The 23612-nt window shown below is 72.6% G+C and carries 26 protein-coding genes; 4 read left to right on the forward strand and 22 right to left on the reverse strand.

All coding sequences use genetic code 11. The annotated features are described in order from the left end of the window. Positions 1 to 8 precede the first annotated feature (8 nt). The 15 genes from hypB to ACFWUQ_RS18305 all read right to left on the reverse strand — a co-directional run bounded on the left by hypB (position 9) and on the right by ACFWUQ_RS18305 (position 14573). The gene (gene hypB / locus ACFWUQ_RS18235; RefSeq protein WP_384538892.1) at positions 9 to 890 is read right to left on the reverse strand and encodes a hydrogenase nickel incorporation protein HypB; all 882 of its coding nucleotides are present in this window, start codon (positions 888 to 890) and stop codon (positions 9 to 11) included. Between the two features lie 5 nt (positions 891 to 895). After that, complete coding sequence (locus ACFWUQ_RS18240) at positions 896 to 1291, reverse strand: hydrogenase maturation nickel metallochaperone HypA (RefSeq protein WP_384538894.1); 396 nt, start codon at positions 1289 to 1291, stop codon at positions 896 to 898. Positions 1292 to 1407: 116 nt separating this feature from the next. Then, on the reverse strand, positions 1408 to 1512 hold the full coding sequence (locus ACFWUQ_RS18245; RefSeq protein WP_384538896.1) for a DUF6893 family small protein: 105 nt from the start codon (positions 1510 to 1512) through the stop codon (positions 1408 to 1410). After that, a complete protein-coding gene (locus tag ACFWUQ_RS18250; RefSeq protein WP_384538897.1) occupies positions 1509 to 2021 on the reverse strand; it encodes a hydrogenase maturation protease in 513 nt (170 codons plus the stop codon). Before ACFWUQ_RS18250 ends, ACFWUQ_RS18245 begins: the two co-directional genes overlap by 4 nt. Then, on the reverse strand, positions 2018 to 3481 hold the full coding sequence (locus tag ACFWUQ_RS18255; protein WP_384538899.1) for a hypothetical protein: 1464 nt from the start codon (positions 3479 to 3481) through the stop codon (positions 2018 to 2020). Before ACFWUQ_RS18255 ends, ACFWUQ_RS18250 begins: the two co-directional genes overlap by 4 nt. Further along, positions 3478 to 4185 (reverse strand): DUF6084 family protein, encoded by a 708-nt coding sequence (locus tag ACFWUQ_RS18260; RefSeq protein ID WP_384538901.1) that lies wholly within the window; start codon positions 4183 to 4185, stop codon positions 3478 to 3480. Before ACFWUQ_RS18260 ends, ACFWUQ_RS18255 begins: the two co-directional genes overlap by 4 nt. Next, positions 4182 to 4871 (reverse strand): DUF5947 family protein, encoded by a 690-nt coding sequence (locus ACFWUQ_RS18265; RefSeq protein ID WP_384538942.1) that lies wholly within the window; start codon positions 4869 to 4871, stop codon positions 4182 to 4184. The genes ACFWUQ_RS18260 and ACFWUQ_RS18265 overlap by 4 nt, the downstream gene beginning before the upstream one ends. A gap of 8 nt (positions 4872 to 4879) precedes the next feature. Next, on the reverse strand, positions 4880 to 5416 hold the full coding sequence (locus ACFWUQ_RS18270) for a hypothetical protein (protein WP_384538903.1): 537 nt from the start codon (positions 5414 to 5416) through the stop codon (positions 4880 to 4882). Then, positions 5413 to 7197, reverse strand: a complete 1785-nt coding sequence (locus ACFWUQ_RS18275; RefSeq protein WP_384538904.1) for a nickel-dependent hydrogenase large subunit — start codon at positions 7195 to 7197, stop codon at positions 5413 to 5415. Before ACFWUQ_RS18275 ends, ACFWUQ_RS18270 begins: the two co-directional genes overlap by 4 nt. Positions 7198 to 7260: 63 nt before the next feature. After that, positions 7261 to 8316, reverse strand: coding sequence for a hydrogenase expression protein HypE (locus ACFWUQ_RS18280; RefSeq protein WP_384538906.1), 1056 nt, complete (start codon positions 8314 to 8316; stop codon positions 7261 to 7263). An 86-nt stretch (positions 8317 to 8402) separates the two neighbouring features. Further along, positions 8403 to 10187, reverse strand: a complete 1785-nt coding sequence (locus tag ACFWUQ_RS18285; RefSeq protein ID WP_384538907.1) for a hydrogenase maturation protein — start codon at positions 10185 to 10187, stop codon at positions 8403 to 8405. Positions 10188 to 10433: 246 nt separating this feature from the next. Continuing rightward, positions 10434 to 11258: an amino acid ABC transporter ATP-binding protein gene (locus tag ACFWUQ_RS18290; protein WP_384538909.1), complete on the reverse strand. Its 825-nt coding sequence runs from the start codon at positions 11256 to 11258 to the stop codon at positions 10434 to 10436. Positions 11259 to 11265: 7 nt separating this feature from the next. Then, a complete protein-coding gene (locus tag ACFWUQ_RS18295; RefSeq protein ID WP_384538911.1) occupies positions 11266 to 12096 on the reverse strand; it encodes an amino acid ABC transporter permease in 831 nt (276 codons plus the stop codon). Continuing rightward, positions 12063 to 12902 carry an ABC transporter substrate-binding protein gene (locus ACFWUQ_RS18300; RefSeq protein WP_384538913.1) on the reverse strand — a complete coding sequence of 280 codons (840 nt, stop codon included), beginning with the start codon at positions 12900 to 12902 and terminating at the stop codon, positions 12063 to 12065. The genes ACFWUQ_RS18295 and ACFWUQ_RS18300 overlap by 34 nt, the downstream gene beginning before the upstream one ends. A 360-nt stretch (positions 12903 to 13262) precedes the next feature. Next, a complete protein-coding gene (locus ACFWUQ_RS18305) occupies positions 13263 to 14573 on the reverse strand; it encodes a phytase (protein ID WP_384538915.1) in 1311 nt (436 codons plus the stop codon). A 217-nt stretch (positions 14574 to 14790) separates the two neighbouring features. Between ACFWUQ_RS18305 and ACFWUQ_RS18310 the strand changes: the two genes are divergently transcribed. Beyond that, complete coding sequence (locus tag ACFWUQ_RS18310) at positions 14791 to 16053, forward strand: hypothetical protein (protein WP_384538916.1); 1263 nt, start codon at positions 14791 to 14793, stop codon at positions 16051 to 16053. Positions 16054 to 16117: 64 nt separating this feature from the next. Continuing rightward, entirely contained in the window at positions 16118 to 16621 is a 504-nt protein-coding gene (locus ACFWUQ_RS18315; RefSeq protein WP_384538918.1) for a hypothetical protein, read from the forward strand. Between the two features lie 132 nt (positions 16622 to 16753). Here ACFWUQ_RS18315 and ACFWUQ_RS18320 read toward each other — a convergent pair whose 3' ends face one another. The 5 genes from ACFWUQ_RS18320 to ACFWUQ_RS18340 all read right to left on the reverse strand — a co-directional run bounded on the left by ACFWUQ_RS18320 (position 16754) and on the right by ACFWUQ_RS18340 (position 21195). Next, positions 16754 to 17854 carry a M20/M25/M40 family metallo-hydrolase gene (locus tag ACFWUQ_RS18320; RefSeq protein ID WP_384538920.1) on the reverse strand — a complete coding sequence of 367 codons (1101 nt, stop codon included), beginning with the start codon at positions 17852 to 17854 and terminating at the stop codon, positions 16754 to 16756. Between the two features lie 127 nt (positions 17855 to 17981). Beyond that, positions 17982 to 18803: a hypothetical protein gene (locus ACFWUQ_RS18325; RefSeq protein WP_384538922.1), complete on the reverse strand. Its 822-nt coding sequence runs from the start codon at positions 18801 to 18803 to the stop codon at positions 17982 to 17984. A 179-nt stretch (positions 18804 to 18982) separates the two neighbouring features. Further along, complete coding sequence (locus tag ACFWUQ_RS18330) at positions 18983 to 19471, reverse strand: hypothetical protein (RefSeq protein WP_384538924.1); 489 nt, start codon at positions 19469 to 19471, stop codon at positions 18983 to 18985. A gap of 174 nt (positions 19472 to 19645) precedes the next feature. Then, complete coding sequence (locus ACFWUQ_RS18335) at positions 19646 to 20077, reverse strand: VOC family protein (protein ID WP_384538926.1); 432 nt, start codon at positions 20075 to 20077, stop codon at positions 19646 to 19648. A 140-nt stretch (positions 20078 to 20217) separates the two neighbouring features. Next, complete coding sequence (locus ACFWUQ_RS18340; RefSeq protein WP_384538928.1) at positions 20218 to 21195, reverse strand: DUF5937 family protein; 978 nt, start codon at positions 21193 to 21195, stop codon at positions 20218 to 20220. 110 nt (positions 21196 to 21305) lie between these two features. Here ACFWUQ_RS18340 and ACFWUQ_RS18345 point away from each other — a divergent pair, with 110 nt between their 5' ends. Beyond that, a complete protein-coding gene (locus ACFWUQ_RS18345; protein ID WP_384538930.1) occupies positions 21306 to 21719 on the forward strand; it encodes a hypothetical protein in 414 nt (137 codons plus the stop codon). Between the two features lie 168 nt (positions 21720 to 21887). Here ACFWUQ_RS18345 and ACFWUQ_RS18350 read toward each other — a convergent pair whose 3' ends face one another. Continuing rightward, positions 21888 to 22091 carry a cold-shock protein gene (locus ACFWUQ_RS18350; protein WP_384538932.1) on the reverse strand — a complete coding sequence of 68 codons (204 nt, stop codon included), beginning with the start codon at positions 22089 to 22091 and terminating at the stop codon, positions 21888 to 21890. Between the two features lie 242 nt (positions 22092 to 22333). Here ACFWUQ_RS18350 and ACFWUQ_RS18355 point away from each other — a divergent pair, with 242 nt between their 5' ends. After that, entirely contained in the window at positions 22334 to 22876 is a 543-nt protein-coding gene (locus tag ACFWUQ_RS18355) for an FABP family protein (RefSeq protein ID WP_384538934.1), read from the forward strand. Between the two features lie 41 nt (positions 22877 to 22917). On the opposite strand, the gene ACFWUQ_RS18360 is transcribed toward ACFWUQ_RS18355, so the two are convergent. Further along, positions 22918 to 23612: intradiol ring-cleavage dioxygenase (locus tag ACFWUQ_RS18360; protein WP_384538936.1), on the reverse strand; the 695-nt coding region annotated here is incomplete at its 5' end.

The raw sequence follows: 23612 nt of genomic DNA on the forward strand, positions 1-23612 counted from the left end.
GGACTCCCTCAACGGGTGCGGGCCACGGGGTGCGGACCCTCGTGGTGGTGGTCGCCGTGGTGGTCGTCGTGGTCGCCGTCGCCGTGGTGGTGGTCGCCGTGGTGGTCGTCGTGGTCGCCGTCGCCGTGGTGGTGGTCGCCGTGGTCGTGCTCGCCGTGCCGGTGGTCGGGACCGTGGTGGTGGCCGTGTCCCGGGCCGTCCTGCCGGCGCGCCATGACGGGTACGTGCACGGCGCTCCCCGCACCGGCGGCCAGCGCCCGGTCGAGCAGCACCCCGAGCCCCTCGCCCGCGCGGGCGGAGGTCAGCGCCACCTCGACCCCGGGATTGACCCGCTGGACGTTCGCCCGGAAGGCGGCCTCGTCGAACTGCACGGCCTCGGCGATGTCCGTCTTGGTGACCACCACCAGCTGGGCCAGGCCGAAGGCCGTCGGGTACTTGAGCGGCTTGTCCTCCCCCTCGGTGACCGACGCGAGCACCACGCGCAGGGACTCGCCCAGGTCGTACGAGGCCGGGCAGACGAGGTTGCCGACGTTCTCGACGAACAGGAGCCGGGTGTCCTCGGGCAGCCACCCGTCGAGGTGCCGGCTCAGCATGGCGGCCTCCAGGTGGCAGAGCCCGTCGGTGAGCACCTGCTTGACGGGGGCGCCGGAGCGGGCGAGGCGTACCGCGTCGTTCTCGGTCGCCAGGTCGGCCGTGAGCGCGGCGACGGCGACTCCCCGCTCGCGGGCGAGGAGCAGTTCACGCTCCAGCAGCGCCGTCTTGCCGCTGCCCGGGCTGGAGAGGAGATTGACGGTCACGGTGCCCCGCGCGGTGAGTTCGGAGCGCAGCGCGTGCGCCGCCTCCTCGTTCCTGGCGAGTACCGCCTGCCGCAGATCAACCACTCGGCACATGGTTTTCAGGCCTCCTCGGAGATCGGTTCACGGCTGTCCGCTCGGGCGGGGCCGTCCTCCCAGTCCACGCTGACGATCTGCAGCTCGCGGCCCGAGAGCAGCTCGACGTCCGTGGCCCGCCCGCAGCCGGGGCAGCACAGTTCGGGGGGCATGCCCACCAGCCATGCGCCGGTGCAGGAGCCGCAGCGGGCGCGGGCCGCCACCGGTTCCGCGGTGAGTACCGCGCCCTGGAGCACCGTGTCGGCGCAGGCCAGTTCGAAGCAGAAGGCCAGCGCGTCGGGGACCACGCCCGCCAGCTCCCCGACCTGGAGCCGGACAGCGGTGACGCGGCTCGCGCCTCCGGCCCGGGCCGCTTCCTCCACCTGGCCCACGACGGCCAGGGCGATCGACATCTCGTGCATCGGGACTCCGTCCTGCCGGGGCTCATTACATCGGCGGGCCGGGCACGGCGCGGGCGGCCACGCCGTCGCACCGTGCCTCCCGTAAGCCATTCGGGCGCCCCGGCCGGGGCTCGGTGTCACATCCGGCGCAGGCGCAGGTAGCGCCTGAGGTCGGGCAGGACCTGGGTCAGTACGGCGAGGACGGCGGCGGCCGCCACGGCGCCGATGAGGGACTTCTTCACGGTGTTCTCCTCAGTTCTCGGCGGGACGCTTCGCTCCGGAGCAGGTCCAGGAGCATGTGTACGGCGTGGGGTACGGCGGCTGCCACCCGCTCGCTCAGCCCGATGCCCTCCTCGGTCGAGGAGGGTTCGCAACCCAGGACGAGCGTCCTGCGGGGCGGGGTGGAGCCGGTGCCGGCGCACAGGGTGTCCAGCAGCGCGAGGACGGCGTCGGGGGACATGTGGTGGCCGTCGAGGACGGCGCCGCCCCCGGTGGCCGCGCCGGGCTCGTCCGCCTCGATGAGGTAGAGCGTGCCGGGGTCGCCGCCCCGGGCGGTGGCGTCGAGAAGGACGAGCGTGTCGTAGCCGTCCAGGAGCTGGTAGGCGAGGTGGACTCCGCGCACTCCGAAGTCCACCACCTCGACGTCCGGGGGCAGTTCGGTGCGGGACAGGGCGCGCACGACTTCGACGCCGAAGCCGTCGTCGCCGAGGAAGACGTTGCCGATGCCCGCGACCAGGGTGGCGCCGCTCACGGTTCCTCCAGGGGTGTGACCTCGTCGGGCTGGAAGTAGAGGAACCGGCCCTGCTCCCGCCGGATGTCCGCGCCCGGGTCCCCCTCGACGACGACGGCGAGGTGCACTCCCCCGTCGACGTCGTGCAGGACGGCCTCGACCCCGGCGGTCCGCCCGTGGAGGAAGAGGTCCTGGGCGTCGGTACGCCGCGCCCCGGGGCGCAGCAGTACGCGGCTGCCCGCGCCCACCGGGACCCCGTCGACCAGGACCCGGTCGCGGGCCGGGTCCGCGGTGTCCACGTGCGCCGGGTCCCACCAGGGGGTCTCGGGCCGGAACACGTCGCGGTCGGGCGGGAGTTCCGTCAGTACCCCCGGCATGCCCGGGATGCCCGGCGGTCCGACGGGGTCCGGCGGGGGCGCGGACCCGTCCGGGCCGGTGATCTCGCGCAGGGCGCGGACCGCGCCGTGGAGCCGCTCCAGGACCTCGGGCGGCATGGACTCGGCCAGGTCGATGACGGCCGCGGCGCGGGGGTCCGTACCGCGCGCCTCGCGCTTCTCCCGGTCGGTGAGGGCGGCCGTGCGCAGGGCGAGGATCTCGTCGATCTCGGTGGCGTCGTACATGGCTCCGGCGCTCTCGGGTGCGATGGCCGGGTGGTCCTCCAGGATGATCGGCGAGGACAGCACCACGTCCGCGCGGCCGGGCTCGCCGGCCAGGACGGGCCAGGTGTGCTCATTGACGCAGGCGGCGACGGCGCTTTTGGCCCACTCGGGCGGGTCCGTCATCGACAGGAAGGAGCCCGTGTCCAGGCCCAGCAGGAGGTGGGCGGCGACCAGGGAGTGCGGCAGCGCGGCCTCGCGGTCGGCCGTGTCGCCCGGAGGGGTCCACGGGCTGGTGTTTTCCACCACCGCGGTGAGGCGGACCACCCGGTAGGGGCCGTCGAGTTCCGTCGCGGTCAGCCGCACGACCCCGCTGATCGCCTGCGTGCGGCGGACGAGGCGGCCGACGGTCCGGCCGTCCGCGTCCCGCACGGCCTCGGCCTCCTCCCCGGCCGGGCGGGAGAAGGGCAGGCTGACGCCGTCGCCCGCCAGGTCGGCCACGCCGACGGACAGTTCGACGCGTTCCTCGGTCCCCTCGTCCCAGGGGACCAGAACGCGGTCGGCCAGGTGCAGTTCACCGACGTCGGTGAACGCGCCGTCGTTCAGGGCCCGCTGCACCGTGCGGCGCTGGGCGCGCAGGAAACGCAGCTCAACGGCGAGTGAGGCGGCGCCCTTCGGTTCCATCAGGATCTCGGTCCGCGAGCGGGCGTGCTCGCCGTGGAGGGGGGCCCAGGCGGGCGGCACGAGCACGCCGAACTGCCAGCGCAGCCGGTTCTTGGCCGCTGAGGCCCGGTACGGGTACAGCACGTAGCCCTCGAAGAGGACGGTGTCGGCCACCTGCCGGGCGGTGGCGAAGCGGGACTCCTGGGCGGTGGTCGCGGTCACGGCGCCGCCCTCTCGCCGGCGCGCGGCAGTACGGCTCCGGCCCACACGGGGTCGGGCGGTTCCGGTTCGGTACCGGCCGCCGTGTCGAGGAGGGCCCGTACGGTCGTCTCCCAGGAGGCGAGCGCGTGCCGTGACCGGTAGGCGAGCAGCTCGTCCATGAGGTCGCGGGGCAGCCGGAGCCATCCGCAGCCCGGGAAGTGCTGCTCGACCATCTCGCGCCACGCGGTGACCGGCATCCGGTACGAGGCCTCGCGGTCCCAGGGCACGGGCTCGACGCGGAAGCCGCCGTCGCCGGTGAAAGCGGTCCCGGAGAAGAGCATGAGCAGCGGCACCTCACCGTCCTGCACTGCGTTGAGGTAGCGGGTCGCGGCGATGTCCATGTCGTAGGTGCAGGGGACGACCAGGTCGGTCTCGATCTCGCCGGTGAAGCTGGGCACCATGACCGAGACCTGGGCGAACTGCACCGGCTGGAGGGAGCTCCCCCAGCGGGCCCGGTCGCCGAACAGGTCGGCGAGGCCCTCGGCCTCGGCGTCCGTGTAGCCGCGCCGGGCCGGTTCGATGCGCAGTTGGCAGCGGAGCGCCAGGGCGTGCACCCGGGTGCCGGCGTCCGCGGTGATGCGCAGGCGGAAGACGAGGGTGGGGCCGGCGGCGTAGGCGTCGGCCCGCACACCGGTGCAGGTGAAGGTGAATCCGGTGGCGGTCATGTCCGGGGCGCCTCCGTCCGCCGGGCGGCGGCCGTGCCGGCTGTGGGAGCGGTGTCCGGCACCGCCTTGGCCCGCCGCTCGACCTGTTCGAAGAACTCCCGCAGCGCGGCGCGCGCCTCGGATCCCCCGTCGAAGCCCTGCCACAGCATCCGCATCCGCCCCACCAGCTCGTAGCAGATGTCGATCGGCACCAGGTAGCACTCGGTGCGCCCTTCCGTGCGGCGCAGGAGCAGGGCTTCGACGTCGGGCTCCAGCAGGGCCGACAGGCGGCCGCCGCCGAGCACCGTCTGCCAGGTCTCCGGGTCCAGTTCGCTCTCGGTGGCTCCGGCCGGGCTCGGGTACAGGGCGACCAGGCGGTCGAGTGCGGCGTTGCGGAAGAAGAACGCGACGCCGACGGGAATCTGGAGGTGTTCCCAGGCGCCGTCGTCCAGCGGATGGGCCGGGTCGGCCAGGTACCGGGCGGGGACAGTGCGGAACCGGCCCGTCGCGGTGCCCGGCCGGTCGAACAGCATGGCGCAGGCGGTGCAGGCGCAGACCAGGGCCCGCCGCTCGGTCTCGACCAGGTGGCGGTGGCCCTCGTCGGCCACCACCACCCCGCACAGTTCGCAGGTCTCGGGGCGGGGTGGGCGCGGACCCGTGAACCGCCGCAGCCCGCCGCGGGCGCCCGTACGCGGCGGCGCCGCCAGGTGCCCGTTCACGGGACCTGCGCGGGGGCGGGCGGGCGGGCGGTGATCTGGAGCAGCGGCTGGGGCGGCGCCGGCGCCGCCTCCGTCTCCACCCGGGTCACCTCGGGCGCGAAGCAGGCCAGGGCGTCCTCGACGGTCCGGCGCGAGGCCGCCTCGGACTCGGAGGAGCAGCCGCAGCCGCCCCCCGCCGCCGCGGGGCGCAGGCGCAGGACGCCGCTGTCCTCGTCGAAGCCGAGCAGTTCCACCGGTTCGCCCGCCCGCTCCAGAGCGTGGGCGATCCGGGTCCGCACGTCCTGCGGGTGGAGGTCGTGCAGGGAGAGCAGGCTCGCGACGAGCTCGTCGTCGAGCAGCGGGCCGAGCGGTCCGCCGGGCGCGGCACCGAGCCTTTCCACGATTCGGGCCAGGCCGGCCCCGTAGAAGTCCATGAGGACACGCACCAGTTCCTCGGCGGCCGCACACGCCTGCCGGTCCCCGGTCTCGGCGAGCCGGTCGAGAACCTCCTCCACCCGCCGCCCCGCCTGCCGGGCGTCCGTCGCGGCGCTCATCCGCCCAGTCCGCTCAGGCCGGTGGGCACGTGCATCGTCTTGACCGTCTTGCCGCCGCCCACGTACATGTGGACCCCGCACGGCAGGCAGGGGTCGAAGCTGCGCACGGCGCGCATGATGTCGATGCCCTTGAAGTTCTCCGGGGAGTTCTCCTCGAAGATCGGGGTGTTCTGCACGGCGTCCTCGTACGGTCCGGGTGTGCCGAAGGTGTCGCGGGTGCTGGCGTTCCACGGCGTGGGCGGGTAGGGGTGGTAGTTGGCGATCTTGCCGTCGCGGATCACCATGTGGTGCGACAGGACGCCACGAACGGCCTCGGTGAAGCCGACGCCGATGGACTGGTCCGGCACTTCGAACTTCTCCCAGGTCTGGGTGCGCCCGGCCCGGACCTCGGCCAGCCCCTTCTCGGCGCAGTGCAGCGCGATGGCGGCGGCGTAGGCCTGGAAGTACGTGCGGGCGCGGTTGCGCTCCAGCGCGTTGCTCCACTTCGGGATCCGCCACTCGAAGCGCGTCTCGGGCTTGGTCATCGTCCGCGGCAGGGTGATGACCACGCTGTTGCCCGTCGCCTGGACGTAGTCGGTGTGGACGAGGCCGGACAGCGCGGTGGACCACAGGCGGGCGAGGGGGCCGCCACCGGTGTCGAGGGCCAGGTGGTCCTTGCCGTCGAACCAGCGGGGGGACATCACCCAGCTGTACTTGTCGTCGAAGTCCCGCTTCTGCGGTGCGGGGATGGTGTGCTGGTTCCACGGGTGGCGGGGATCGACCGGATTGCCGAGCGGGTCGTGCGTGACGAACTGCTCCTGCCCCTGCCAGTCGTCGTAGTACGAGCTGCCCAGCAGGATGCGGATGCCGAGGTTGATCTCGGTGAGGTCGTTGGTGACGAGCTTGCCGTCCACGACGATGCCCGGGGTGACGAACATCTTCCGTCCCCAGTCGGTCATGTTGGCGTAGGTGAAGTCGCAGTACTCGGGGTCGTTGAGCGCCCCCCAGCACCCGAGCAGCACCCGGCGCCGACCCACCTCCTCGTACCCGGGCAGGGCCTCGTAGAAGAAGTCGAACAGGTCGTCGTGGAGCGGCACGACGCGCTTCATGAACTCGCAGTACCGCATGAGGCGGCTCATGTAGTCCGTGAAGAGCTGCACGGACGCGATCGTGCCGACGCCGCCCGGGTAGAGCGTGGAGGGGTGCACGTGGCGGCCCTCCATCAGGCAGAACATCTCCCGGGTGTAGCGGCTGACCTGGAGCGCCTCGCGGTAGAACTCGCCCTCGATGGGGTTGAGGGAGCGCATGATGTCGGCGATCGTCTTGAAGCCGTGCTCGCCCGCGTGCGGGGCCGGGGTGCGCTCGGCCAGGTCCAGGACGCCCGGGTTGGTCTCGCGGACCATCTTCTCGCAGTAGTCGACCCCGACCAGGTTCTCCTGGAAGATGTTGTGGTCGAACATGTACTCCGCCGACTCGCCGAGATTGATGATCCACTCGGCGAGGTGGGGCGGCTTCACCCCGTAGGCCATGTTCTGCGCGTAGACGGAGCAGGTGGCGTGGTTGTCACCGCAGATCCCGCAGATCCGGCTGGTGATGAAGTGCGCGTCACGCGGGTCCTTGCCCCGCATGAAGACGCTGTAGCCCCGGAAGACCGACGAGGTGCTGTAGCACTCCGCGACCCGCTTCTGCTTGAAGTCGATCTTCGTGTGGATGCCGAGGCTGCCCACGATCCGGGTGATCGGGTCCCATGCCATCTCCACCAGGCCGCTGCCGTCACCGGCCGCCTTCGTGTTCGGTGCCATCGTCTGTGCCGTGACCCTTCTTCTGAACGGGAGTTGATCTACTGCGGACCGATACGGGACCGCCTACCAGGGCGGGCGGTAGCCCGTCGTCAGCCTGTCGCCGCCGTGGCGCCACTTCGGCTCCTCGTCCACCGTGTGCGCGGTGACCGACCGGAGTCTGCGGACCAGCGCGCCGTAGGCGGCGCTGGCCTTGCTGGACACCTTGGCGCCGGGGGGTTCGTCCATGAACGGCATGAACTTGTCGGGGAAGCCCGGCATGGTGCAGGCGATGCAGATGCCGCCCACGTTGGGGCAGCCGCCGATGCCGTTCATCCAGCCGCGCTTGGGGACGTTGCACTTGACGACGGGGCCCCAGCAGCCGAGCTTGACCAGGCACTGGGGCGAGTCGTAGGTGTGGGCGAACTGGCCCTGCTCGTAGTAGCCGGCCCGGTCGCAGCCCTCGTGCACGGTGGCGCCGAAGAGCCAGGTCGGCCGCAGCTTGTCGTCCAGGGGGATCATCGGGGCCGAACCCGCCGCCTGGTAGAGCAGGTAGGTCAGGGTCTCCGAGAAGTTGTCCGGCTGGATCGGGCAGCCGGGCACGCAGACGATCGGGATCCCGGCCTTCGAGGTCCAGTCCCAGCCGAGGTAGTCCGGCACGCCCATGGCGCCCGTCGGGTTGCCCTCCATCGCGTGGATGCCGCCGTAGGTGGCACAGGTGCCGATGGCGACGACGGCCAGGGCCTTGGGGGCGAGCCGGTCGATCCACTCGCTGGTGGTGATGGGCTGGCCGGTCTCCGGGTTGTCGCCGAAACCGGACCAGTACCCCTCGGGCTTGATGTTCTCGTTGGGGATCGAGCCCTCGACCACCAGGACGAAGGGGTCGATCTCACCGCGCTCGCCCTTGAAGAACCACTCGATGAACGTGTCCGCGCCCCCGACGGGGCCGCATTCGAAGTCGATCAGGGGCCAGTGCACGGCGATCTTGGGCAGGCCGGGCAGCACGCCCATCACGATCTCCTCGATGCTCGGCTGCATCGCGGCCGTCAGGGAGACCGAGTCGCCGTCACAGCTCAGCCCGGCGTTGATCCAGAGGATGTGGATCGGGGGGTCCTCTACCGGGTCCTGCGTCGCTGCGTCCATGGGATACCTCCTCGGGGAGGGATTGCTGGGTGGGTGCGGAAGGAACGGCGTCGCGGCGACCGGTCGTCGCGACCCCACCTTTCTTGCTAACAGCCGGCCGCGCCGGATGCCGCGTCCTGTACGGCCGATCCAGTGACGGCGCGCGGCCTCGGGGGCTGCGCCGGGACGGGCCGGGCCTGCGCCGCGCGGACGAGGTGCGGCGGGGTGCCGGCCGGGGCCTCCTTGCGTACGAAGGCCCTGCGCAGGGCGTGGTACGGGGCCTCGGGGTCGAAGAAGGTGCGGTGCATCAGGGCGAGCTCGGCCTCGCGGTAGGACGCGAGCGGCCGGACCGCCTCGTCGAGGTCGCGCCGGGCCTTCTTGGCCGCGATCCTGGTCCGCGTGGCGGGCCGGGCCGCCAGCTCCGCCGCCAGCCGGGCGGTCTCGGCCGCGAAGTCCCCGGGCGGGCAGGCGAGCGTACGGTCGGCCAGCCCCAGCCGGAGGGCCGCTTCGGCGCTCACCGGCAGCGCCTCGCCGGTGAGGCGCTCGGCGGCCTCGGCGCCAACGCGGCGCGGCAGGGTGTACGTCCAGTACTCGGAGCCGTGCAGGCCCATCAGGCGGTAGTGCGGGTTCAGCACGGCGCCCGCCCGGCACCAGACCTCGTCGGCGGCGAGGGCGAGCATGGCCCCGCCGGCGGCGGCGTTGCCCCCGAGAGCGGCCACCACCAGCCGGTCCGTGGTGGTGAGGACGGCCTCGACCAGGTCGTTCATGGCGTTGATGTTGGCCCAGGACTCCTCAGCCGGATCGGCGGCCGCCTCGATGACGCCGAGGTGGATGCCGTTGGAGAAGAAGTCGCGGGCGCCGCCGAGGACGAGCACCGAGGTGGGGCGGGTGCACGCGGTCCGGTAGGCGTCCAGCAGGCGTCGGCACCGCTCGGTGCTCATCGCTCCCCCGGTGAAGGAGAAGGTCAGGAAGCCGGTCCGCCCCTCCTCGCGGTAGCCGATGTCGGACCAGGTACGGCCCGCGGCGGCGACCTCCGGGTCGGCCGGGAGCTCCGGCAGCGGGGGCAGCCGGTCCCCGAGGGCCAGGGTGGCGGGCAGCTTGAGGGGGGCGGGGCCGCCCGGCACGCGGCGGGCGCGCAGTTCCGGGATCCACACGGCGCCGTCGACGGTGGCCCGGCACACCGCTCCCGCACGCGTGGCCAGGAGCGCGCCGGGCCGGCCGCGCAGACCGTCGTCCGGGTGGACGGGGCGGCCGCCGTGCAGGTACCAGTCGCCGCCCAGCAGTTCGTCCCGTACGCCCGGCTGCGCGTCCGCGGCCCGCAGCAGCCGCAGGACGCGCTCGGTGGGATCGGCCGCCCAGTCGATGCGGCGCTCCTCCTGGCGCAGGTACGGCCGGGTGCGGGCGGCGCCCCCGTCCTGGGGCGTCGGGGTGTGGGTGCCGGAGGCGAAGCGGCGGACGGCCAACAGGACCGCCTCCAGGGCCGCGTCGGCGATCTCGCCCCGGTAGAGGTCGCTCTTGCCGACCTCGGGGACGGGGCACTCGACGCAGGCCCACACGTCGCCGGCGTCCATCTCCGCGTCGGCCTGCAGGACCGTGACGCCCCACCGGGTCTCCCCGTCCTGGACGGCCCGGTCGACCGAGGACGGGCCCCGGTCCCCGACCGGCCCAGGGTGGACGATCAGGCAGGTGCGGGCGGCCCAGACCTCCCGGGGGACGGCCGTCTTCAGCATCGGGGCGAGGACGAGGTCGGGCTCGTGGCGGCGGACGGCGGCGGCCAGGTCGGTTCCGGGGAGGGCCAGCTCTACCGCGACGCGGTGGCCGTGGTCGCGCAGTTCCGCGTGGACCCGCTGCGTGAGGCTGTTGAACGCGCTGGCGACGAGCAGGACGTACACGTGGTCTCCAAGCGGCGGCCGGGGGTCGCGACGGAGTGGCACCCGGCCTGGTCGGCAGTTCGTGACCGGCACCCGACCGGCGCCTGAGATGGTCGGCCACGCGGACGGGCCCAGCTCGGCAGCCGTGCGGTGGTGTCACTCGGACGCGCCGCCGCGCGGGACCACTCGGCCGCAGGGCGCGGGGCCGTACGCGCCGCCGGGCCCCTTCCGCACAGGGGCGGCGCCGGGGCCCCTGGTACGCCCGGGCTACTCCCCCGGCCGCGCCTCGTCGGCGGGGCTCGGGGCGTCGGCCGCCGCCGGGTCCAGGATCCGGTTGAGGAAGTTCCTGGTCCGCTCGTGCCCCGGGCTGCCGATCACCCGCGCGGCCGGTCCCTCCTCGACGATCACGCCGGCGTCCATGAACACGACCCGGTCGGCCACCTCGCGCGCGAAGCTCATCTCGTGGGTGACGACCATCATCGTCATCCCCTCGTCCGCCAGGATCCGCATCACCGACAGCACTTCGCCGACGAGTTCGGGGTCGAGGGCCGAGGTCGGCTCGTCGAAGAGCATCACCTCCGGGCCCATCGACAGGGCGCGGGCGATCGCCACCCGCTGCTGCTGGCCCCCGGACAGCTGCGCCGGGAAGGCGGCCGCCTTGTCCGAGAGTCCGACGCGCGCGAGGTTGTCCCGGGCCACCGCGGCGGCCTGCGCCTTGTCCCGGCCGAGTACCCGGCGCTGCGGCAGGGTGAGGTTGGCGGTGACGTCGACGTGCGGGAAGAGGTTGAACTGCTGGAAGACCATGCCGATGCGGCGGCGCACGGCGTCGATGTCGACGTCCAGGTCGGTGACCTCCGTACCGCCGACGAACACCTTCCCCTCGCTGGGCTCCTCCAGCAGGTTCACACAGCGCAGCAGGGTCGATTTGCCGGAGCCGGACGGGCCGATGACGCACACCACCTCCCCGCGCGCGACCTCCAGATCGATGCCGCGCAGGACGTGGTTGTCCCCGAAGGACTTGTGCAGCCCACGGATCTCGATCTCCGGGCGGTCCGCCGCTCCCGTGTCCGCCGGCTGCGTCTTCTGTCGCATCTCGTCCTCACGTGGCCTTGTCCGCGCGGGCTTCGAGGCGGCGCACCACAAAGCTCAGGGGGATGGTCACGAGGAGGTAGCACAGTCCCGCGACCAGGATGGGGGTGGAGTTGGCGGTCTCGCTCGCGAGGTCCCGGCCGAATTTCGTCAGTTCTCGCTCCTCCAGGGTGACGCCCAGGAACAGCACGAGCGAGGAGTCCTTGAACAGCAGGACCAGTTCGTTGGTGAGCGGGGGGATGACGATGCGGAACGCCTGCGGGATGATCACCGTGACCATGGCGCGGGCGTGCGAGAAGCCGAGCGAGCGGGCCGCTTCCATCTGGCCCTTGGGGACCGCCTGGATGCCGGCCCGGATGGTCTCCGCCATGTAGGCGGCGGCGACCAGGCCCAGGCCGAGCGCGACCTTGCCGTACGTGCCGCCGGGGATCTCCGTACCGGGGAACGCCAGGGGGACGGCCACGCCCACGAAGATGAAGATCAGCAGCGCGGGCAGGCCGCGGAACAGTTCGATGTAGACACTGGCGAGCCACCGGTAGGGCGCGACCGACGAGAGCCGCATCATCGCGATGACCAGGCCGAGCACCAGGCCGAAGACGAAGCCCGACAGCGTGTATACGACCGTGTTGCGCAGTGCGAGGGTGATGATCTCGGGGAACAGCCGGGCCGCCAGGTCCGTCTGCGCGAACTGGTTGCGCAGCCGGCCCCAGTCGGCGAGGACGCCGACCAGGACCAGCGCGGCCACGAAGACCGCGTACTGGACGGCCTGCCAGACGCGGCGCCGTTGGCGCCGCGTCAGCCGGGAGGTCACGGAGTGGCCTGGGGCAGCGGGCCGATCCACTGCTCGTAGAGCTTCTTGTAGGTGCCGTCGGCCTTGGCGGTCGTGATCGCCCTGTCGATCGCGGCGAGGAGGGCGGTGTTGCCCTTCTTCACCGAGAAGCCGTACTGCTCGCCGGTCTCGATGTTCTGGCCCAGGACGAACTCGTCGGCGTTCTTCTTGTCCTTGAGCCAGCCCTGGATGACGGGGTAGTCGATGATGACGGCGTCGACCTGTCCGGTGCGCAGGCCGTTGAGCACGGCGTCGGAGCTCTCGAAGGCGACCGGGTTGAGCCCTTGCGACCTGGCGTAGCTCTCGCCGGTCGTCTCGGCCTGGGCCCCGAGCTTCTTGGTCTTGAGGTCGGCGAGGGAGGTCACGCCGCTCTTCTTGGTCGCGAGGAGCGCCTGGGTGGCGTCGAAGTAGGGGACGCTGAAGTCGACGTTCTTCTTGCGCTCGTCGGTGATCGTCATTCCGGCGGCGGCGAGATCGCACTCTCCGGAGTTCAGGAACGCGCCTGTCTTGAAGTTCTCGAACGGGGTGTCGAGGATCTTCTGCTCGACCTTGAGCTCGGTGGCCACCAGGTCGACGAGGGCGACGTCGAATCCGACGACCTTGCCGTTCTGCTCGAACTGGAACGGCGGGTAGGGCAGGTGCGTGCAGGTGGTCAGCTTGCCCTTCTCGACGACGGGCACGCCGCCGGCCGCCTCCCCCGGTTCCTCGCCGGAGGAGCAGCCCGCGACGAGGAGCACGGCCGCCGCGGCGGCGCCGGACGCGGCGCGGAAGCGGGACCGGCTGCGGTGACTGCGCTGTCCTTCGGCCGTCCAGGACACGATGACCTCCACGGGGTACGGGGCGGGGGACGGTCACGACGAGACCGCCGGTCGAGATCGTAAGCCCCGCGCGGCGCCCGGCAAGGGACCCCTCGCCCCGGTGGCGTCCCGGGTGGCGCGTTCCCGTCGCCGCCGACCGTCGCACTTCGGCCACGGACGACCGGCCGGCCTCTCCCCGTACGGCCCCGGCGACGGTGGTTTCACCGCGCCGACCACCGGCGGCCGCGGATCGCGGGCCGCGCGGTGCGACGGGATCGCGCCTTCCTCGGCCTCGGCACCAGAGGCCGAAATGTACACGTCATTTCGGCCCCGGAGCCGGTGCCTCCGGGGTCACATACCGGTGCCCCCGGGGTCCCGGGGTCACATACCGGCGGCGTCCACCACGTCGCCCAGGTCCACGAACTTGAAGCCGGTCGACTCGCGCGGTGCGCCCTCGCCGTCGACGGCCTCGGGGGTGTCGTGCCCGTCCTGGACGACCAGCAGCCCGCGCGGATAGCGGTCGCCCAGAGGCGCGTTGAGCACGGCGGCCCCGTCGCACTCCTGCACGCCGTCGAGCACCGGGGTGGCCGCCCCGATACGGAATCCGCCCTCGTACTCGTTGTGCTCGTCGACCTCGCGGTCGTAGAGGACGAAGGAGTCGTCGCCCTGGCCGGAGGCCATCAGGTAGCCGTCGCCGTCGCGCTCCTGGAACAGGGTCAGGCCCTCGACGTCCGCCGCGAGCCGCTTGCCCCCGTAGCCGGGGTCCGCGCCCGCGACGCACTCCTCGCTCTCCTCGTCGTAGACCCCCGCGACCCCGTACTCCTTCACCTTGTCGACGAGGACCGGAGTTCCGGTGAGGTCGGCGCGTACCCGCCAGATCCCGACGTCCTCCTGACCCGCGTAGAGCGTGCCGTCGGCCGGGTCGACCACCATGCCCTCGACCTGCGGCAGTTCACCGGGCTCGGCGCAGGGGGTCCATGTGGTGCGGTCGGGAAGGCGGAAGGTGGCGGGCAGGTCGAGGGTGCGGACCGTCCGGTACCCCACGGTCCCGGTGCCGGTCGGCCGCAGTTCGAGCAGGGCGACGCGGGTCCGGTTGCGCTGGCTGACCAGGGCGTAGGAACGGCCGGTCGCCCGGTCCTTCCAGGTCGCCAGCCCGTACGCGGTCTTCTGCTCGTTGACCTCGCCCTGGTCGGCGGAGAACACGGCAGGGGACGCCGCGTCGGTCACGTCCGTCAGCGGGGCGCCGGGACGCGAGGGGTCGATGCGGTAGAACCGCAGGCGGTCGTGGCCGCGGTCGCTCACCACCGCCACGTCGGCCGGTCCGGACGCCAGCCGCAGGCCGGGGATGATGTCGACGTTGTTGAACCGCCCGGGCGCGTCGCCGGCCGCGGCGGGGGGCGGTGCGGGCACCGACTGCACGAGCCGCGCGTCCAGGTCGTAGACCCGCAGGCCGCCCTCCTTGGCGGTCGCGACGACCAGGCTGCGGTCGGGGTCGTCCGCGTTCCGCCAGATGGCCGGGTCGTCCGCGTTGGCGTGGCCGCCCGCCTCGTCGTCGTGGAGGGCGGCGGTCTCCGCCACCGGCCGCACGGTGGGCGGCGCGGTCGGGCCCGCCTGCGCGGGTGAGGCCAGGAGGGCGATCACCGCCGTGCCGGCGGTGGCCGCGGTCAGGAGCGTGGAGCGGGGGTTTCTCACGGGCGCGTCCTTCGGTGCAGGAGGGTGTGGGTGGTCCGTGAGGGAGCATGGGGCGAGCAGGCGGCACGCTGCCGTCCATGAGGTGATGCGGCCGTGTGGGAACCGTGAATTCACCCCGGGGACGAAGCACCTCCCGCGGCCGGGCCACGTGGTTTCAGCGGCGCCCGGCTCGCATACGATCTTGGCGGGATCCGTTCAGGATCCACGGGGGGACACCATGGGATTCATAGATAGCAACGGTATCGACCTGTCAGGAGCCACGGGGAAGCTCCTCCAGACAATGCCCCTGACGAAGAACCCGGCGCCGCAGGCCTTCGCCACGGACACGGTGAACGGGCACGTCTTCGTCCTGCAGCTCGACGGCGGCACGGAGGCTCCCCCTGCCGGGAACATGCGCCTCAACCGCCTCGACCGCACCACGGGTGAAGTGACCGGCAGCATGTACCTCAAGGGTTTCGGCCACGGGATCTCGATGGGGGCGGAGCCGGTCGGAGCGGACACGTACCTGTGGACCGAGGTCGGTCCCGTGTACCCCAACGACGGTGTCAGCACCGGCTTCGGCGCGGCGGTCACCCGCTTCCGCTTCGCCGCCGGCACGACGCTGGACCAAGCGGCCGTGCCCGCGGCGCAGAAGTTCAGCCCGGCGGGCGCGGTGAAGACCGGCCCGTCCGTGGACCTCGCCCACAACACTCTGACGATCTGCTACTTCAAGGACGGTGTGCGGCTGTTCACGCGCTACGACCTCGCGCGGGCGGCGCAGGGCCAGTGGGCGCAGGTGGGCGAGACGTTCACGATGCCCGAGGGCGCGGAAACGGGTCTGACCTTCCAGGGCTACACCGTTCTGAACGGGGTGCTGTACGTCTACCAGTGGAAGAAGGCCCCCGTCACGGTCTACCCGGGCACCGCCTACATCACCTCGTACGCGCTGGAGACGCGGCAGAAGCTGGACTCGCGGGTCGTCACCGGCGCCGACGGCCTGGAGCGGCGCGAGCCGGAAGGGCTCGCCGTCGAGGCCGACCCCGCGACCGGCCGGAACCGGCTGCTCTTCGGCTTCAGCGACACCGTGCCCGGGACCACGGGGCGGCGCAACATCACCGTCGGCTGGTACCCGACCGTGCCGCCGGTCGACGGCGTGCAGGCGCTGACCGACTGGGAGGACCTCGCGCTCGCCGCCGGCGTCGGCGTCGCGGGCGGCGAGGTGCCGCGCGGCCGACTGGTCGCCATCGCCGGGACCACGTACCTCCAGCTGCGCGGCAGGATCACGTGCGGCCTGACGGGCGACAGCGTCGTCGCGACGCTCCCGCAGTCGCTCCGGCCCACCCGCACCGCCCGGCAGAACGTGCCGCGCAACATGAACCTGGGGCGCGGGGTGTGCCAGCTGGAGGCGAACCGGCTCGGTGAGCTGTGGGCGTACGGCGCCGCCGCGGACAACGCGATCACCTGGATCGACCTCGACTGCGTCTCCGTCAGCTGGCGATGACGCGGCCCGGCCCGGCGCCGGCCACCCCGAACCACACCACTCTTCGCGATCCGGAGGATCGACCATGACCACGCGCACTGCCACGACCACGGGCATCGCCATGACCACGCGCACCACAAGCCGCCGTTCCCTGCTCGCCGCCGCCGTGGCCGCCCCGGCGGGCGCCGTCGGCGCCTCCCTGCTCACGAGCACGCCCGCCGCCGCGGTGACCCCGAGCGGCGCCCACGCCGTGGTGGACTGGACGGACATCGCCCTCGCCGCGGGAGTCACCGCCTACGCCGGGGAGGCCCCGCAGGCCCGCGTGGTGAGCATCGCGGGCACCGAGTACCTCCAGCTGCGCGGCAGGATCAGCTGCGACTTCGCGGTCGACTCCCCGCTCGGCACCCTGCCGGCGACGATCCGTCCGCCGAAGACGACGCGCGGCGTCTGCCCGCGCAACAACGACACCGGCGTCAACTCCACCCGTGTCGAGGCCGAAACCTCGGGCCGGATCATGGTCTACGATCCGCAGGCCGCGAACAAGGCCACCTGGATCCAGCTGGACAGCTTCTCGTCCGTACTGCGCTGACGGCACCCGGGGGCGGGCAGGGCAGCGAGCCGGGCGAGGGTCGCCGGGATCACGTCGTCCTCGGTGACCACGGGGGTGGCTACGGGCCCGGCCGCCGGTACCGCCCGGACCGCCGCCCCCGCCGGACCGCGATCAACCGAAACGGATGGCGTTCACCAGTCCGGCGACCAACTCGGCCCGCTCCGCCATGGCGTCGACCACCAGGTACTCGTGGTCGGCATGGGCTCCGCCGCCGACCGCTCCGAGTCCGTCCAGCGTCGGCACCCCCAGCGCGGCGGTGAAGTTGCCGTCGCTCCCGCCGCCGACCGCCCGGCCTTCGAGGCCGGGGAGCAGCCTCCGCGCCACGGCGAAGAGCTCGGCCGACGCCGACTCGGGCATGGGGGGCCGGCCGATGCCGCCCCGTACGGCGATCTCCGCCTCGTCCAGGTGCGGGGTGAGGGCCGCGAAGGCGGCTTCGACGCGCTCCTCCTCGGCGACCGACTCGACGCGGACGTCGACGACGACGACCGCCTCCGCCGGAACGACGTTGTCCAGCGTTCCGGCGGAGGCGACGGTCGGAGTGACCGTCGTACCGGTGCCGGGCCGGCCGATCCCGGCGATGTCCAGGACCTGGTAGGACGCCTCGACCAGCGCGTTGACCCCGGCCGCCGGCTCCAGGCCCGCATGGGAAGCCCGGCCCTTCACGGAGACCTGGTACGTGCCGCAGCCCTTGCGGCCGGTCTTCAGGGCGCCGCCGTCGGCGGCGCCCTCCAGCACCAGTACGGCCCCGCAGGCCAGGGCCCGTTCCTCGATGAGCGCCCGGGAGGTACGGGAGCCGACCTCTTCGTCGGCGGTCACCAGGATCTCGACGCCCGACCGGTCGTCGAGCGCCGCCAGGCCGTGGACGGCCTGCACCAGGCCGCCGAGCATGTCGAACACCCCGGGGCCGGTCGCGTGCCCGTCCTCGACCTTGAACGGGCGCCGGGCGAGCGTGCCGAGCGGGAACACCGTGTCGTGGTGGCCGAGGATCAGCACCTTCGGGTCGCCGCCGGCCGACCAGTGGACGTGCGGCCCCGCCTCGCTCTCCACGAGGACCGCGTGCCCGCCGAGACGGTTCTCGATGACGGCGGCCACGACTTTGGCCGAGGCCGCCAGCGCGTCGCGGTCGCGCGACGGGGACTCCACCTCGACGAGGGCCCTGAGATCCTCGATCATCGCGTCGGAACTCACCTGAACGGTCCGCTGCTTCGTCATGCCGAAAGGGTAAACGGCGCCCCCGCGCCTGGGCACCATGCGGCCGCGCCCCCGGTCCGGCCGGACCCGCTGCTCCTCGTCGAGCACCGGGCCGGCGGCGGATTCCGGCAGAACCCCTGACCTGGGGTCAGGCGGCTCCCGCGTTCGCTTCCTTGTACGCCTCGGTCATGTCGGCCGTCTCGGCCGCCGGCGGTACGGCGATCTCCTTGGCCGCCCCGAAGGACAGGAAGTCCATGGAGACGTTGGTGGGGCCGAAGGCCTGGGTCAGGCGGGCCGGCATCCCCTTGTCGTCCACCCACACGTCCGTGACCAGCTCACCGCTGCCGCCCAGTGACTGGAACGTGGCAGCGGCGTCCTTGCCCAGCTTGTCCGCCGGGATGGTGGCCTTGTAGTGGACGGTCGGCTTGCCGTTCACGTCCTCCTTGCCGACCTTGTCGACCCCCTTCGCCCACTTCAGCATCTTGAGGCCGGCGGTGGGGTCGTTGTTGGGCCCGCTGAGCCCGGCCGCGCCCTTGTCCCCGAGGACCGCCGAGGCGTCGAGCTTGAGCCAGCTCTTGCCCTTGAACTCACCGGACTCGGCCGGGTCTACCTGGTAGTAGTACGCGCCCCGGACGAGCCGGTAGGTGACCGTGCCGTCCTTGACCAGGTCCTGCATGTCGAGGTCGGCGGCGGGCATCTCGGCCTCCATCGCGAGGCCGTTGCCCCACGAGTAGGTGCCGGTCATGACCGTGGGGGCGCCGTTCGTGTCGGGCGAGGTCACCGTCATCCTGACCTCGGCGGAACCCGCCTGCGAGGCCGCGTCGGACGCCGCCCCGAGGGACGCGATCATCGCCTCCGCGGTATCGGCGGCCGTATTGGCGGCTTGTGTACCCGCGAGCGAACAGCCCGCGGCGCCCATGGCCATGACCACGACCGCCGCCGTGCCCGCCAGTGTCTTGGCTGTCTTCATTTGTTCCCACCCCTGAAAGATCCGTATCCGGATCAATCTACCCGCGCCCCCCGCGCACCAGCCATCCGTTTCCCCGCCCGACGTGCCGCCGGGGCCCCCGGGCCGGCTGCGGCCCTGAAGCACGCCCCGGTGTACCGAACCGGACGAGCGGGGCCCTTTCCTGCTCACGACAGATCGGGCTACTCGGTGTTCTCGGCGTCCACGAAGGCGTCGTCCACGACGACCCGAGGTGGCGGGTCCGCAGGGGCGGGTCGCTTCGTGATCCCGTCGAGCACGCCGGCGATCTCGTCGTACATCCGCACGGACTCGGCACTGCGGTGCCTGCCGAAGTTCGCCGTGTCGGCGCCCCCGTGAGCCATGTAGTCCAGGACGCGGAGGTAGTTGGCGAGGCCGACGCCGCTGAGTTCGATCTGGACCAGGCCGTTGTCGAGGTCCTTGGGTTGGCTCTTGATCTCCAGGTCCAGGCCGTCCCGACTCCGCTGGTCCGTGGTCTTCTCCCAGAGATCCTTGGTTGTCTCGATCTCGAAGACCTTCAAGCCTGCGGCTTTCTGCAAGCGCAGGGGGTGCTGCGGTGGGGAGTCGGTGGAGCAGCCGGTGACGAGGGCCGCGGTGAGCAGGGCGAGGACGGCGAGGGCCCGGGCCGGGCGCGGGGAGAAAGTGGTGGACACAGAGCGCAGTCTCCGCGAAGAGGTCGCGCTCGGGACCCATTCGATCTCCACTCAGCCTATCGAGTGATCGACAGGGTGCTGAGGTCGTCTGATCGGCGCGGTCACCCATATGACGCCCGACGGCGAGCAGCGGTCGCCCGGCCGGGGGCCCTCGCCCGGGGCGGGTGGAGGATCTCAGCGTTCCGTGAGGTCTGAGGGGGCCTCCTGGATGGTCCAGCCGTTGCCGTCCGGGTCCTCGAAGGTCATGAACGAGTTCCAGGTGCCGCCCTTGCCCTCCGTCCAGCCCGCCTCGCCGACGTGTCGGACGGGCGAGACGTCGACGCCCCGGCCCACCAGCTCCTCGCGGGCGGCCTCGATGTCCGTCACGCACAGTTGGAGGCCCTGCAGGCTGCCCGGGGACATCTGCTTCGTGCCGGGAGCGGGGGGCATTCCCTGGAGCATGGCGATGGAGCACCGCGAGCCGGACGGGGTCAGTTGGATGATGCGGACACCGGGCGCGACCTCGTCGTCCAGGTCCAGGTTGAAGCCGACCTTGTCGGCGTAGAACTCCTTCGCGCGGTCCATGTCGGTGACGGGGACCGGGACGACTTCGAGTGTCCAGTTCATGGCGGAGGCTCCTCGGCGGCGATTGCGGACAACGACGGTTGTGGCGGCTCCCACCGTCGCTCACGGCGCGGCCGTCGCGCACGCCGAAACGCCCGGGCCGCGCGGATTTCCGGCCGGCCGGTCATCGGGACCGCGGCCGGTCACTCCCCGCCCGGGAGGAGGAGCTCCGTCGCCAGGGCCGTCCGCTGGTGCAGCATCCACCGGCCCGAGCGCTGCGAGGTGACGAGGTGGCAGCGGCGCAGGACGGCCAGGTGCTGGCTGACGGCCGCGCTGCTCACTCCGAGGTACGCGGCGAGTTGCGTGGTGGACACGGGCAGGTCGAGGTGCACCAGCAGGGCCGCCCTGCTGCGGCCCATCAGTTCGGCCAGCGGCTGCGGCCCGGTGTCCCCGGGGGGCGACCACAACTGGCCGATGCCGCGCGGCGAGTAGGTCAGCGTCGGCTGCCGCGGGGGGTTGTGGAGTACGAGGAGCCTGGGCCACGCGAAGACGCAGGGCACCAGGAGCAGTCCCGCTCCGGAGGCGGACCGCACGGCGTCGTGGCGGGGCTTGTCGACGCTCAGCTGCCCGGCGGCGTAGGCGACCTCGGGGTGGAGGTCCTCGAAGACCCGGTCCAGGCCGCCCGCGGTGAGCCGGCGGGCCCGGTGGGCCACATCCGCGTCGCTGAGGGAGCGCAGCCGCGGCCACACCGGCTCGACCGCCGCGCGCCAGTACGCGGCCATGGTGTCGACCAGACGCGGCAGTTCGCGTTCCGGGTGGTCGTACAGCGGCCGCAGGGCCTCCGGCAGGCCCTGGCCGGTTCTCAGCTCTTCGAGGGAGTCCACCACCGCTTCGGCGGGAGTGGCGGCCACGGCGTCGAGCTCGTCGGCGAAGCGCCCGCTCATCGCCTCCGGCGGCGGCGCGAGGAAGTCCGCCACGAACCGCGGTCCGCAGGTGAGCGCCGCGAGCACCCTGAGATCGAGCCCGGCGACCGCGGGCAGCGCCCGGGCCCGCCAGGGCCGGTGCACCATGGGCCGCCCGCTTCCCGTCAGCACCGGAACGCTGTGCACGAGCTCTTCCAGCGGGGACAGGGCGAACCGTATGCGGGCCAGGTCGTCCGGCCCCAGCAGAAGCTCGATCACGCCCGCGAGCGTAGCGCCGCCGTGGATTAAGCAGGGGCGAAATCGTGGTGCGGTGCCGGGCCCGCGGGCCAGGCTCGTGCTCACCAACCCGTCGCTATCAGGGGGAGAACATGTCGAAGTCGCGCAACAGGGTCCTGCAGGGCCTGCTCACCACCGCCCTGGCGGTGGGCACGCTCTTCGCCGCACCGGCCACGGCGTCCGCGTCCACCTGCGGGATCAACGCGGGCGGGCACCAGGGGTACTACATCTGCGAGTACCCGCCGACCCTCGTGCAGTGGCCCGACGGTCACTACCAGTGGTTCGTCGTCGGGACCGACAACCATGTCTACGACTCGACGCAGCTGGGCGCGGGCAGCCCGAACTGGGGGGCCTGGTACGACCTGGGAGGTGTCGCGAAGAGTTCGGTGGAGGTCACCTACCTGACGTCGTCCAGGATCGACCTCAGGGTCTGGGGCACGTACAGCGGCTACTGGTGCAAGCGCTGGACCGGCTCGGGCGGCTGGACCAACTGGTGGGACTGCTGAGCCCGTTCTCCGCCGCGGTCGCCGCGGCGGGCGGGTCCTGGGCCGCCGGATCCGTGACAGCCGCGGGGTAGCCGCGGTACGGCCGCGCGAGCGACCGGGCATGCCGGCGGCGCCCGACCCTCGGGGTACGGGCGCCGCCGGAAGAACGCAGAGAGAGCAGAGGCGCGCTCAGCCTCGGACGATGTTCTCCGCCTGCGGGCCCTTCTGGCCCTGCGTGACGTCGAAGGTCACCGCTTCGCCCTCCGTCAGTTCGCGGTATCCGTTGCCGGAGATGTTGGAGTAGTGGGCGAAGACGTCCGGTCCGCCTCCGTCCTGGGCGATGAAGCCGAAGCCCTTTTCGGAGTTGAACCACTTCACTATGCCGCTGGCCATGCCTGTCCTTCTGCTCAATCCAGCAAGCGGCCCGGGATCGGACCGCCCCGACACCCTGTCGGAGGTGCCGTTCGCAGTCCTCCCCCGCCCGAGGCGTCCCTACACCCCCAACCGCCGGGATCTTGTCGGGTGTCCGTTCCGGACGGCCGTCGGGACGGGCCCGCCCCGACGGATCGCGCGCTCCGCGGCCACTAGGCTGCGCGCCACCAGGACGTATGCGAAAGCGGACAGGACAGGTGAACATGTTCGAACCGGTGCAGGAGAACCCGTACCCCGACACGTACACGCTCGGCGAGGGCCCCGACCCGCATCCCCTGCTGGCGCCGGTCCTCCCGCTCATCGGGCGCTGGCACGGCCGCGGCAGGGGCGAGTACCCCACCCTGGAGGAGGACTTCCGGTACGAGCAGGAGCTCACCTTCAGCCACGACGGCCGCCCGTTCCTGCGGTACGAGGCACGGGCATGGCTGATCGACGGGTCCGGGAGCCCGGTCCGGCCGGCGGGGCGGGAGGCCGGCTGGTGGCGGGTGACGCCCGACGCGGGCCTGGAGGTGGTCCTGGCCCACCCGACCGGCATCGCGGAGACGTACGTCGGGCGGGTCTCGGACACGGAGATCGAGATCGAGACCAAGGACGTGTCGCTGACCCCCCGGGCCAAGGAGGTCACCGGAACCCGCCGCCACTACGCCCTCGGGGGCGAGGAGATGACGGTCACCCACGACATGGCGGCGGTGGGTCAGCCTTTGCAGCACCACCTCACGGCCCATCTGCGCCGACGCCCGTCCTAGGGCCGCGGCCGGCGGGTGGCGCCCCCGGGGCGGGGCCCGCGTCAGGCGATGCCCACCGTGTACGCGGCGCGGTACCCGCCGCTCCCGTCGGGTACGGGGGCCAGGGTCGTCGTGCCGCCGGAGGCGCGGTAGCGGTCGTCGCGGGTGTTGGGGTGCGCCGGGGCGGGCCGGCGGTCGTAGGGCGGGAGCGCGTACACCTTCCGCAGGAGCGCCTCGGGGAAGAAGAGCTGCGAGGTCGTCTCGGCCCGGTGGTCGGGCCGCACCTTGAAGTGGATGTGCGGGGCCAGCCCCGCGTACCAGCCGGGCACGATCGTCCGGAACACGCACCGGCCGCCCGCGTCCGTGACCTGCGTGCCGCGCAGGAAGGCGGCGGCGCCGGTGGAGTAGGCGCCCGACGGGTCGGCGTGCCACACGTCGACGGCGGCGCCCGCGAGGGGGCGGCAGCCGCCGGCCACCCGGACCACCGTCAGGTCCAGCCGGAACGGCACCCCGTCACGGCCCTCGGTGATGTCCGACCGGACCCGGTCGAGGTCGAGGTAGTACGGGCCCGCGCCGGCCTCGGTGGTGAGGACGCAGGCCGGGGTCGCGGAGGTGGGCGCCGACGCCGTGGCCGGGGGTGGCACCGGCGACGCGGGGGCCGAGGGCTGTCCCGCCGCTCCCGGGGTCGCCGGCGGGCGGGAGCACGCCGCCGTCAGGGCGGCGACGCCCGCCGATCCGGCGGCGAGCAGGAGGGCGC

The organism is Streptomyces sp. NPDC058662 (genome assembly GCF_042716255.1).
Lineage (GTDB): Bacteria > Actinomycetota > Actinomycetes > Streptomycetales > Streptomycetaceae > Streptomyces.